The organism is Lacrimispora indolis DSM 755, assembly GCF_000526995.1.
Classification (GTDB): domain Bacteria; phylum Bacillota; class Clostridia; order Lachnospirales; family Lachnospiraceae; genus Lacrimispora; species Lacrimispora indolis.
Genome location: NZ_AZUI01000001.1, coordinates 1,148,688 through 1,160,317 on the forward strand (window position 1 = coordinate 1,148,688; position 11,630 = coordinate 1,160,317).

Sequence of the window (11,630 nt, forward strand, 5' to 3'; positions counted from 1 at the left end):
GTCTAGACCACTTCTTATTACCCTTATAATACTATATCATATGCAAAAACACAAGCAAATTCTAAAATAAAAATAAATTTTTTATTTATTTCTTGAAAACTTCGCTTATTTACAGGCATTTCCCCCGTTATAATGCCAAAAAAATTGCCGTAAAAAAGACTATTTCCGTCAATTTCACAGCAATTTTCCTATTTTTATTTTTCGTTTTTAAAGAACCGGGGCAGGTATTTTTTATGAGCTTCCAGCAATTCCTCAACCACTGCATTGGCATCGTGATCGCTTGCACAGAGAGGATTCATGTTGAGAGCCGTCACCGCTAAATCCCTGCTTCCGGTGACAGCCGCTTCGCAGACCAGGCGCTCAAAGGTCTTGATGGTCTGTATGGTTCCGTTGATCTGGGGTTTCAGCTCACCCACTGCAATGGGCTTTGGCCCTCCGCCGGTGATGATGCAGGCAGCTTCCACCGCGCTGTCTGCCGGAAGGTTTGTGATGGTCCCGTTGTTGCGGACATCCACATACTGGATATCACCGGTATTGTTATACAGGGAGCAGATTAAGTTGCAGGCTGCATCGCTGTATCTGGCCCCGCCTCTCATCTCCAGCTGCTTTGGCTTGATATCCAGATTTTCATCCTTGTACAGCTCAAACAACTCCTCTTCCACCCTTTTCACCACTTCGCCCCGGACCCGGCCTTCCTGATACTCCTTCAATTCCTCCTCCAGCTGTTCCCTGGTAAAGAAATAGTAGTTGTGGTAAGGGCAGGGAATGCAGTGAAGCCCCCGGATAAATTCCGGGGAAAAAGGCAGGGTGGAAAAATTCTTCATGGAAATGGCATCCTCCCCACTGATGTGCTGATAGATTTCCAGGATCTCCTCCAGTCTTGACTGCCCATCCACAAATACATCCGTTGCAAAAATATGGTGGTTCAAGCCGGACAGCTCCATGGTCACCCGCTCTGCCTCCACCTTTAGCAGCCTTGCAAAGCCATTGACCATATTCACCGGCACGTTACAAAGTCCGATCACCCTTTTAAAATCCGTATATCTTAACACTGCCTCCGTGATCATTCCGGCAGGGTTTGTAAAGTTGATCATCCACGCCTCGGGGCAAAGCTCCTCCATGTCCTTTACAATATCTAAAATCACGGGAATGGTCCGGAAGGCCTTGAACATGCCTGCCGCTCCGTTGGTTTCCTGGCCGATCATGCCATGGCTTAAGGGGATCCGCTCATCCTTGATCCTGGCATCCAAAAGCCCTACCCGCATCTGCGTGGTCACATAGTCCGCATCCCTTAAGGCATCCCGCCTGTCATAGGACAGGATCACCTTCATGGGCAGCCCTGCCTTTTTTACCATGCGTTTGGCCAGGGCGCCTACGATCTCCAGTTTTTCCCTTCCCTCTTCAATATCCACCAGCCACAGTTCCCTCACAGGCAGCTTGTCATATCGTTTGATAAATCCTTCTACCAGCTCCGGCGTATAAGAGGAGCCGCCGCCAATGGTAACGATTTTGATCCCTTTCATCATGTCCTCCTTTTTTCTGGACTGCAACAAACCTTCCTGCTCCTGAAATACTGACAGTGTGCAAGAAGGCTGTTTTCGGCAAGCTCTTATTTATTTTTCAATCTTATCCTTTAAATCCTTGATCATCCGGTAAAGGTTCAAAATCTCCGCTGCCTGGTCCTTTGCCATCATGGCCATGGTTAAATGGTCCTGGGCATGTACCAGAATAATATTTACTTCAACAGGGTTGCCCTGGGCTTCCTGCTGGATTAAATCGATCTGGGACTGATGGGCGGACCTCATCTCCACTTCCGCCTCTTTTAAGTATTTCTCCGCTTCCTCAAAGTTAAATTCCCTGGCAGACTCCATTGCCATCATTGAAAGCGATTTTGAATTTCCAGCGTTCATAATGAGCTGAAACGCAACTGCATAATTCTCATCCATATCAAACTCCCCCTGTGCTTAAATTTTGCCTATATACTAGCACAGGAGACTTTTTTTTGCAAGAAAAAGGTAAAAAGCAAAAATAAAATGGTATAAGGCTAGGAGGCATTAATTCCATCATGTAATCGGCGCAGGATTAAAAATGCACAAATCATTATGCAGCTTATACTTCTCCGCCGCACTCTGTTTCCGCCCGCTGGCCACATCGATGATCTCGCGAAACAACTGTGTTCCAATCTCCTGGATCGTAGCGTCACCGGTGGCCACCGGCCCTGCATTTACATCAATTAAGTCGGACCACATCTCCTTCATCTCATTTCTGGAGCAAACCTTGATCACCGGTGCAATCGCCAGGCCATAAGGAGTTCCCCTCCCCGTCATAAACACCTGCAGACCGATCCCGGAAGCCAGCTGGCACGGCCCGCAGACAATATCGCTGGCAGGGGTAGCCCCATAGATCAGGCCCTTTTTCGTCGGCCTTTCCGCCGGAGACAGCACCTCCACGATGGGGGATGTACCGGATTTTGCAATAGATCCCATGGATTTCTCCACAATGTTCGCCAAACCACCTTTTTTATTTCCCGGCGTGGGGTTTGCACTGCGGTCCACCTGGCCATTTTCCAGGTAATGGTCATACCATTTCATTTCTGCCGCCAGCTTTTTCCCCACTTCCTCGTTGATACAGCGGTTGGCCAGCAGATATACACCATCCCGCACCTCGGTAACCTCTGAAAATATTACTGTCGCGCCCCCCTTCACCAGCATATCCGCCGCATAACCGGCCGAAGGGTTAGCAGAAACGCCGGAAAATGCATCACTGCCGCCGCATTGCATTCCTATCAGCAGCTCTGACAGCGGTAAGGTCTGGCGCCTGCGCTCATTTAACACCTTCAGCTTCTTATCCGCCATCTCCATCAAAGCGCTGATCATCTCATCGAAGCCCTTTTTCTCCTGTAGAATGATGACATTTTCCGGCGTAATATCCTCTTTGTCACAAAGCATGTCAACCGTAAATTTTTCGCATCCCAGTCCCACCACCATCAGCTGTCCTCCGAAATTCGGATGCCTGGCCAGATTTCGCAGGGTCCGGATCGGCACCTTTGCCTCCGGCGCATCGATGGCGACGCCGCAGCCATAGGCATGATTGACTGGAACAATATCATCCACATAAGGATACTTTGGCAAAAGCTCCCGTTTCATCCGCTCCACCGCCACATTCAATACTCCCGTCACACACTGGACTGTCGTGCTGATCCCAAGGATATTACGAGTACCGGCAGGCCCGCCCTGGGGATTGACATATCCTTCCCACTGGGTCACCGGCGGATCAGGCAGATCCGTCACAAGGTTGATCCCAAACTCCATGTTGTCCACATCCTGCAGTTCCGGCAATTCCAGCATATGCTCGTTTATCCAGTCGCCCTTCCGGATCGGATCAATGGCATATCCTAAGACCACACCGTATCGGATGATCTCCCCGCCCCTGGGTATGTCACAGAGGGCAACCTTATGGGCTTGGGGAATAACATGACGAGTAATAATTCCTTCCATCACTTCTGTTCCTTTTGGGATATCCTCCACTGCGATCGCCACGTTATCCTGATCTTTTATTTTTACGTAAAGCCGTGACATATTCTGCTCCTCCTTTCGTCTCACCAGCGCATCATCTCTCTGACCTTCTCACCTTATCGGTGTTATCACATTTCCCAGTTCGTCAAACTGAAGTTCCTCCGGCTGACCCAACGCTTCCACCCCCGGATATCGTCCGTTTTTCACATCTTCATAATAGGATTCAGACAGCATGATCCGGTCGATATGAAGACTATTTGCAATGCGGATCACCCTTACATGCTTTTGATCAATTTTATTGCATGTCTTGATGCAGATCTGTATGGCCTCCCTGTCGTCCGCCACGATACAGGGGATTCTGGCAGAAGCCAACACCGTGCTGGTAATGCAATTAGGATACATCTTTTCTAAATCCATTTCGTCAAAAATCTTTCTGGTAATGGCGGAGGCAAGCCCGCAGCCCAGGGCATTTCCATGGGATTCCTTACTAAGATTCAGAAAACAGGTTCGCTGTACCTTGATTCCCCCTGTTGCATAGGGTGTGGAGAAGGTCCCTGTAATATTGGGATCGACCCCCGTACCGCTGTAATTTTTTCCGATCTCATCCACTACCAGCACATCAGCCTCCCCCACAATCAGCCTGGGCATATTGGAAAATGCAAATTTCAGTAACTCCGGCTCCCGTTTTAAAATATCCGATGCCAGGATGGCCTCGATTTTACAAGTCTCATCGTAAGCATTTTCAAGACAGGGAATGGCAAACAGGATCTTCGCCTTTTCCAGGACCACTTTTGCCATGGTCGGAATATTTTGGGCGATTACATCCATCCCATCCCCATGAACGATGGAAGCCCCTGCCTGCTTCCCCAATCCCACCGTCATCATCTTACATGGCCCGCTTTCATAGGGTCCGCGAAAAGCATTGTGAGGTTTTAAACGGCAGGATACGATGATCCCGTCTGCCTCCCAGGCATTTCGGTCGATGGCAACCGGCTTCCCCAACTCGGAATATCCCAGCTCCACCACTTCCATGGAAGACTTTATGGGACATTCCATGGTTTCCGGCGTAATATTGTAGCTGGCAAGAACCTCCAGCTGCCCCTCTGCTGTTGCGCCGCCATGACTTCCCATTGCGGGCACGATAAATGGATGTGCGCCGTTTGCTTTCACGAAATCCACAATGGCCTTTGTGATGATATCCACGTTCCGTATCCCGCGGCTTCCGGCTGTGACGGCGATCTCCATGCCAGGCCGTATCAATGAAGAAAATCGTTCCTGGCCTAATTCCCGGTTTATAACAGCAGGTATCTCTTCCGGGGATATGACCAGACGGGGAAAGGTCTGCCTTGCATGGAACATCCGCGGCAGCTTTGTATTTTTCAAAAGCTCCGAAACCGCTCCGCCCGATACAATCTTCATATGCTCCTTCCTCCTCAGTCTGCCGCAGTCTTTTTCGCCGTTACGGACTTTACCTGTTTATATGCGGTCCAGATCAGCATACAAAACGTTAATATCATAAATGCGGCCGCAATCGGGGACTTGAAAAATGCCCAGAAATTATTGTTGGAGTACATCAGTCCACGAATCAGATTTTCCTCTACAACGGTACCAAGCACGAATCCCAGAATCATAGGCGCCTGAGGGAACTTGTGCTTTTCCATAAAAAATCCGATCCCTCCAAAGATCAAAGCTGTCCAGACATCGAACATACTGTGATTCGTGCCATAGGTTCCTACTACGCAAAGAACCAGGATCACCGGAAGCAGGATATACTTAGGGACGGAGAGCACCTTGATAAACAGGCGGATTCCTCCATATTCCACAATCAGCATCACAAACGTCGCAATCAGAAATGCTGCAAAAATCCCGTATACCAGGACTCCGCTGTTTTTAAACAGCAACGGCCCCGGCGCAATCCCGTGAAGCGTCAGCCCGCCCAGGATCATGGCTGTTACCGTATCACCGGGTATTCCCAGCGTCAGCAGCGGAATCAGCGCGCCTCCGATAGACGCATTGTTTGCAGTTTCCGTTGCAATCACTCCGTCGATCACTCCGGTTCCGAATTTCTCCGGATATTTACTCTGCTGCTTTGCCACACTGTACGCCACAATGTTGGATGTCGCTCCTCCGATACCGGGAAGGATTCCGATTCCTATTCCAATCAAAGCAGAACGGATAAAATTAACAAACTGTTCCTTAAACTCTTTTAAGCTGATACCAAATCCCTTGATCTTACAGTTAAGGGCTTGGGATTTGTCTGCTGAAATCCCTTCTGCCCCTACGTTTAAGATTTCGGATACTGCAAACAAGCCAATCATGACCGGCAAAAGCTGGAATCCGTTTTCCAGATCCTGTAAACCAAAGGTAAACCGCTCCGCTCCCCCAATGGAAGCGATCCCAAACAGTGAGAATGTGACTCCTGCAATTCCGCTCATCAGCCCCTTTAACAGGTTGTCACCCACCATGGCTCCAATCATAGTCAGGGCGAACAGGCAAATAGCGAAATACTCATAAGGCCCAAACTCAAGTGCAATCTTTGCCAGGGACGGTGCGATAAAAATCAACGCAATAATTGATAGAATCGTCCCCAAAAAGGAGTACAAAATACCGATTCCCAGCGCCCGTCCGCCTTCTCCCCGTTCCGCCATGGGTGCTCCGTCAAAGGTCGTGGCTACTGATGACGGAGTTCCCGGAATCTTTAAAAGAATCGCGGAAATCAAACCACCGGAAGTACCTCCCACATACAATGCTACCAGCATGGTGATGCCGTTTAACGGCGTCATGGAAAACGTGATCGGCAGGCAGAGCGCCACTCCCATGGTGGAGGTCAGGCCCGGGATAGCCCCAAAAATAATCCCGATAATCACGCCAATGAGAATCACGCCAAACGTGCCAAAATTCAAAACTGAAAGTAATCCTTCAACTGCCATATCCGTTCCTCCCTACAATATGCCCGACGGCAGAATCAAATAGAATACGTTTACAAACAATGCATTTACCGCAATCGGCACGATCACGGATATGATTGCAAAAAGCCCGTAATTTTTTCTGGTTCTGTACTCTGCCGGTACAAACAAAAGCATCTGAAAAAACATATATACCATGGAAGTAAGCACAAATCCAATTGGTTTTAACAGCAGCATGTACAGAAACAGCAGGAAAAACGTTGCCATAAACCCCTTCAGATTCAAGGATGCCGTTTCTTTACTTTGGTTCTTTATGGTAATATTGGAAAAAAGCAGCATAACGCTTATTATTACCCAGACTGTGGTGCAGAGCTTGGGCATAAAATCTCCTCCCTGCCCCATAGCCGCCCCGACTGAAATTTCCTGCGAAGCCAGCCACAGAACAACTCCGAATATCACCAGAACAACGCTGACAACAATCTCAGACAACTTTTTATTCTCCATGTACCTTCTCCTTCCTCAAAACATAAAACATTTTATTTTGCCGAGAAATCAACATTTTTCAGCAGCTCATCAACTTCAGCATACTTTGCGAGCCCCTCTTCTCTTGGCAGGAATACCGGTTTCTGATAATATGACGCATAAATCTTTTCCTGATATTCCTTATCATTCTCAATAATATCTTTTAATGCAGCGTTGAATTCGTCTACCAGAGCGTCGCTTGTTTTCTCCGGGAAAGCCACAAAATAGTAAAACGGAAGCTTAATATTCTCATATCCCAAATTATGAATGGCCTTTACATCGATATTTTCCTCCGGGATCACCAGGTCTGCCTCACCGTCCATTGCCAGGGGAACCAGCGTACCTTCCTTCACATAATCCCGAATGGAACCATAAGCCGCAAGAATCACATCTACATGTCCGCCCAGAACTGCCGCCAGACGGTCTGCCGCAGACCCTGCGTCTACGATGTTGATGTCAAAGCCTGCATTCTTCATCTGCATGGCAACCGCATAAGAAGTCGCACCGGTCTGGGCTGCCATTTTTAATTCTCCTGGATGTTCCTTGGAATAAGCCAAAAGCTCATCCAGGGTTTTGATACCCAGAGATGCATTTACCGTAACAACATTTCCTGCGCTCTGTCCTGCAATTGCAGCGAAATTATAAGCTTCAAATCCATAATCAGTAGCACCGCAGGCTTTGTTTACCAACACCGCTGTATGATAAAACACGGCTGCGCTTCCGTCGGCCGCCCCATCTTTTACCTGGCGCGTACCGGTTGCCCCGCCGTTTCCGTTCACATTTGACACAACAAAGTTGGCCGGTAGCTTTTCTGTCAGCTTCTGTGCCAGCAGCCTTGCATTAAAATCCGTATCTCCGCCCGCACTTGCCGGAACAATCAGTTCTACGTTCTTAGGCCATTTCACCTGGGGAGCCACAGTATCGGCACCCCCCTTTGCCGCCTGTCCTGCAGCTGCCGTCCCCGCCCCATTTTCTTTGCCGCTGCAAGCTGTCATGGAACACGCAATCATAATTGCCATTACCACACAAAAAACCCTCTTTTTCATTTTAATACCTCTCCTTTTTTTGTTGAATTTTTAATGGTTTTCTTTACTATTTCCTGTTTGCTATTGACATTATATTCCTACTGGTGGTATATGTAAAATTAATAGTTTTTCTTTTTCTCTTAAATAAATTAAGAGATCGATATTCACCTGCATTCCGCAGAAAGGAGTACCTCTTATGGACCTCAAACAGATCGAATACATTGTAACCATTGCTGATGAGCGCAGCATTACCCGCGCCGCCGAGAAACTTTTCATCACTCAGTCCGCCTTAAACCAGCAACTGCTAAAGCTGGAAAAATACTTAGGGGCGCCGCTGTTCTTCCGCTCCCGTTCAGACTGCTATCCAACGGAAGCCGGAAAAGTCTACTTAAAAACTGCCCGGGAGATGATCCGCATGCGGCGGGAAACCTATAACCGTATCCATGACATTGCAGAGAACAAAAAAGGCTTTCTCTCTGTAGGCTTCACTCCCGGACGTGGCGTCGCCATGTTTTCGGTCGTATATCCGGCTTTTCACCATGCATATCCTGATGTTATCCTGGAGCCTAAAGAGCTGAGCGTGCACAGCCAGCAAAAGCTGATCTCCCAGGGCAAGCTTGACATCGGTTTTATGACTCTGAGGGATTCAGACAAAACAAATGACCACTACACGGATATTATTGATGAAGAAATCATCCTGGCCATACCGGAAAATTACCCTTTAAAAGAGCTTGCCATCCCGGTCAGCTCTGCCGATTCCGATTTATCCGTCATGGATATTTTCCACTTTCGGTATGAGCCTTTTGTCCTGATGTATAAAGAGTCTACAATCCGTTCTCTGGTGGACTCCATCTTTCAGGAAGCCGGATTCACTCCTCACGTACTGTTTGAAACCAGCAATACCGGAACGATTGTGACCACGATCCGCTCCAAGCTTTGCTGCGGGGTTATCCCATATTATTATTACAAGCTGGATCCCCGCGGCATGTCCTGTTATCATCTCCCCTCCCGTCCATCCTGGCACATTTCCGTCAGCTATAAAAAGGGAAGTTACTTAAGCGATGCAGCAAAGGAATTTATCCGCCTTGCTTCGGAATACTGGCAGAAAATCTGAATATGGTTACAGATACAGCTGTAGATTTCCTGCATCGTCAAAGGGAATATCCATAAAATCCGACACCTTTCTGACCCGGCCTTTCTCCTTTACGCTTTCAAACGCCGGTCTGGATAAATATACTTCCTCCAGGGAATTGGTATTGCGGATGATGGCCAGCTTCAGCCTGCTTCCGTCAATCTGACCAGACGCTTTGATACAGCCTTGGAAAACCAGTTTCTCCGTCTCCAGGGTAACCGGAATCGCTGCAATCTCCGGATGCATTCCTGTGAGAGAATTGACGCATGTATACTCCTCATTGATCGCTCTCCTCAGACCTTGGGAAATAAAATCTGCCATGCCGCAGCCGCTGGCATTTCCATCTGACTGAGGAGTCAGCCGCAGCACGCCAAGTGTCTCCACATGAGGACCGTCATTGGGGCGCCGGTTAATCGGCCGTCCAATCACTGCCGGATCCATGCCGGTCCCGCTGATATTTTTGCCCTGTTCACAGACAATCAGGCAGTCAATATCATCCACATAGATTCTGGGCAGCATACGGACCGCCTGCTTTAAAATAAGCGGTTCCCTGGTAAGGATTTCCTCTTTCTGCAGCACAAAGATGTCCGCCAGCTGCTCATATCCATTTTCAGTCACTGCCACACCTGCCTTAACCTTCAGCTGCTCCAACGCGGCCTTGCCCACCCGTACCATATTAGGCCCCAGGTTGGGAGTTCCCAGGCTGTGGGTCATTGCCGCTCCTTTATGCTTTGCTAAGCCGATCGCCATCATTTTCAGCAGCCCGCTCTGATATTCCTCACGAATGGATGTATGGGTTTTTATCCGGTTCAGCAGAATGATTCCGTCTGCTTCCCAGGCATTTTTGTCAATGTACACCGGAAGCCCCAATTCCGTTCTTGCCACCTCAACAACCTCCATACTGGATACGATGGGAGCGCCGGTACTCTCCTCTGTAATTCCAAGATTCGCCAGCATCCGCTGCTGGCCTTCTGCAGTCCCGCCGCCGTGGCTTCCCATAGCCGGAACAATAAAGGGGATTCCTCCGGAGTTCTTCACCAGTTCCACCAAAGTCTTCATGATCAGCTGATAACAGGCAATTCCCCGGCTTCCTCCTGTTATTGCGATCCGTTCTCCAGGGCGTATAAGAATCTGCTTTTGCTCCCATAGCATCCGCAGCTTCTGCTCCGGATCTTCAACCACGGTCCGGTCAAACTCCTGCTCCACCCTGCACACTTTAGGGATCTCATAGTTTTTCAGCATTTCTTCCAGCTTGGACATTCCACCCCTCCCTGCCTAATAGGCCGCTCTTACGGCAAACGCCGTGTTGGAGGAAGACGCATAATAATAGCGGATGCTTTCGATCGTACCGTCCTCTTCCAGCTTCTTTAAATTCAGTCTGACAGGGCTTCCCTCAATATCAGGCAGGTATAGACGCCCTCCTTTTTCCTCCGGTTTAACAGAAAGGCAATCACCTATAGGGCTTGTCATGGGCTCATGATTTTCCAGCAGTTCATTTTCATCGTACAGCGCGCCGAATACCGCATTGACCCACACCGTCCCTCCAGAGGAGAACCGCAGGCCTTTTTGATGGGCCAGCCCACGGATTTTCATAAGGTCTTCCATCCGGCTCATTCTTCCCACTAGAGGCATTAAGTGGTCCACACCTTTTTCCGCATAGGTCTCAAACGCAAAATAATTTCTCATGGATTCCCCGTATCCGATTTTCATATTTACCTGTTCTCTCAGGCTTTTAATAGCGTTCATATCGTGGGAATGGACGGGCTCCTCATACCAGGCGGGCTCATAAGGACGAACCATACCGGCAAACGTCAAGGCGTCCTTCACATTCCAGACCTGATTTCCGTCAATTGCGATTTCAATATCCGGTCCTACAGCCTGGCGTACCTTCCTCATCCTTCTGACATCCCGCTCCATGTTCTTGCCCCAGTCACTTCCCACCTTGAATTTGATGGTTTTATATCCTTCGTTCACGTAGCGCACCATATCGGCTACCAGATCCTCATCCTCTGACAGCAGGGAACCGCCGCCCTTATATGCCGCTGCCCAATCCTTCTTTGCTCCCAAAAAGCGGTGTAACGGCTTGTTCGCGCGCTTTGCCATGATCTCCAGCATAATGTAATCAAGCTGCCCAAGATCCACGATCTGCCCGCTCTGGAAACCAAAATTTCGCATTTTCCAGTAAATATATTCATACCACTGGCTGTAGCTGCGGGTTTCTCCCGTCAGGATAAGCGGCAGAATATTATTGACAATTCCCAGAGAACAGAAGCTTTCTCCGTAATATCCTTCCAGGTCATAAATCCGTATCCACCCCTGAAGAGGCACATAACTTCCAAATCCGCCGGTTGCGTCGCGCCACGGCTTTTTCACCGGTATCGGATGGAAATTATAAAACTCTGCTTTTGAAAATGTGAAATTTTCGTTTTGATCAATAGGAAACATATTTCCCCTCCTTTGTTTTATTTCATGACCATTGTAAACTTTGTCAAAATATATGGCAAGTTTTTGTAATTTTCTTGTTTATTTT

At 48.5% G+C, this 11,630-nt stretch carries 10 protein-coding genes; 1 reads left to right on the plus strand and 9 read right to left on the minus strand.

Features of this window, described 5'->3' with window-relative positions; genetic code table 11:
• Positions 1-194: 194 nt before the first annotated feature.
• The 7 genes from K401_RS0105575 to K401_RS0105605 all read right to left on the minus strand — a co-directional run bounded on the left by K401_RS0105575 (position 195) and on the right by K401_RS0105605 (position 7,989).
• Positions 195-1,526: a 6-phospho-beta-glucosidase gene (locus K401_RS0105575; protein WP_084493075.1), complete on the minus strand. Its 1,332-nt coding sequence runs from the start codon at positions 1,524-1,526 to the stop codon at positions 195-197.
• An 87-nt stretch (positions 1,527-1,613) separates the two neighbouring features.
• Entirely contained in the window at positions 1,614-1,946 is a 333-nt protein-coding gene (locus K401_RS0105580) for a PTS sugar transporter subunit IIA (protein ID WP_024292034.1), read from the minus strand.
• 117 nt (positions 1,947-2,063) lie between these two features.
• Positions 2,064-3,578 carry a galactarate dehydratase gene (gene garD / locus K401_RS0105585; RefSeq protein WP_024292035.1) on the minus strand — a complete coding sequence of 505 codons (1,515 nt, stop codon included), beginning with the start codon at positions 3,576-3,578 and terminating at the stop codon, positions 2,064-2,066.
• Between the two features lie 48 nt (positions 3,579-3,626).
• Complete coding sequence (locus K401_RS0105590; RefSeq protein ID WP_024292036.1) at positions 3,627-4,934, minus strand: nickel pincer cofactor-dependent isomerase, group 22; 1,308 nt, start codon at positions 4,932-4,934, stop codon at positions 3,627-3,629.
• A 14-nt stretch (positions 4,935-4,948) separates the two neighbouring features.
• Positions 4,949-6,445: a tripartite tricarboxylate transporter permease gene (locus K401_RS0105595; RefSeq protein ID WP_024292037.1), complete on the minus strand. Its 1,497-nt coding sequence runs from the start codon at positions 6,443-6,445 to the stop codon at positions 4,949-4,951.
• A gap of 12 nt (positions 6,446-6,457) precedes the next feature.
• Positions 6,458-6,925 carry a tripartite tricarboxylate transporter TctB family protein gene (locus K401_RS0105600; protein ID WP_024292038.1) on the minus strand — a complete coding sequence of 156 codons (468 nt, stop codon included), beginning with the start codon at positions 6,923-6,925 and terminating at the stop codon, positions 6,458-6,460.
• A gap of 32 nt (positions 6,926-6,957) precedes the next feature.
• Positions 6,958-7,989 carry a tripartite tricarboxylate transporter substrate binding protein gene (locus K401_RS0105605; protein WP_024292039.1) on the minus strand — a complete coding sequence of 344 codons (1,032 nt, stop codon included), beginning with the start codon at positions 7,987-7,989 and terminating at the stop codon, positions 6,958-6,960.
• Between the two features lie 175 nt (positions 7,990-8,164).
• Between K401_RS0105605 and K401_RS0105610 the strand changes: the two genes are divergently transcribed.
• The gene (locus tag K401_RS0105610) at positions 8,165-9,082 is read left to right on the plus strand and encodes a LysR family transcriptional regulator (protein ID WP_024292040.1); all 918 of its coding nucleotides are present in this window, start codon (positions 8,165-8,167) and stop codon (positions 9,080-9,082) included.
• A 6-nt stretch (positions 9,083-9,088) separates the two neighbouring features.
• On the opposite strand, the gene K401_RS0105615 is transcribed toward K401_RS0105610, so the two are convergent.
• A complete protein-coding gene (locus K401_RS0105615) occupies positions 9,089-10,360 on the minus strand; it encodes a nickel pincer cofactor-dependent isomerase, group 22 (RefSeq protein WP_024292041.1) in 1,272 nt (423 codons plus the stop codon).
• Between the two features lie 15 nt (positions 10,361-10,375).
• Positions 10,376-11,545, minus strand: coding sequence for an enolase C-terminal domain-like protein (locus tag K401_RS0105620; protein WP_024292042.1), 1,170 nt, complete (start codon positions 11,543-11,545; stop codon positions 10,376-10,378).
• Between the last annotated feature and the right edge of the window lie 85 nt (positions 11,546-11,630).

Coding starts and splice junctions, on each gene's coding strand:
- K401_RS0105605 (WP_024292039.1), bottom strand. CDS start 7,989: ATGAAAAAGAGGGTTTTTTGTGTGGTAATGGCAATTATGATTGCGTGT.
- K401_RS0105610 (WP_024292040.1), top strand. CDS start 8,165: ATGGACCTCAAACAGATCGAATACATTGTAACCATTGCTGATGAGCGC.
- K401_RS0105600 (WP_024292038.1), bottom strand. CDS start 6,925: ATGGAGAATAAAAAGTTGTCTGAGATTGTTGTCAGCGTTGTTCTGGTG.
- K401_RS0105615 (WP_024292041.1), bottom strand. CDS start 10,360: ATGTCCAAGCTGGAAGAAATGCTGAAAAACTATGAGATCCCTAAAGTG.
- K401_RS0105595 (WP_024292037.1), bottom strand. CDS start 6,445: ATGGCAGTTGAAGGATTACTTTCAGTTTTGAATTTTGGCACGTTTGGC.
- K401_RS0105620 (WP_024292042.1), bottom strand. CDS start 11,545: ATGTTTCCTATTGATCAAAACGAAAATTTCACATTTTCAAAAGCAGAG.
- K401_RS0105575 (WP_084493075.1), bottom strand. CDS start 1,526: ATGATGAAAGGGATCAAAATCGTTACCATTGGCGGCGGCTCCTCTTAT.
- K401_RS0105590 (WP_024292036.1), bottom strand. CDS start 4,934: ATGAAGATTGTATCGGGCGGAGCGGTTTCGGAGCTTTTGAAAAATACA.
- garD (WP_024292035.1), bottom strand. CDS start 3,578: ATGTCACGGCTTTACGTAAAAATAAAAGATCAGGATAACGTGGCGATC.
- K401_RS0105580 (WP_024292034.1), bottom strand. CDS start 1,946: ATGGATGAGAATTATGCAGTTGCGTTTCAGCTCATTATGAACGCTGGA.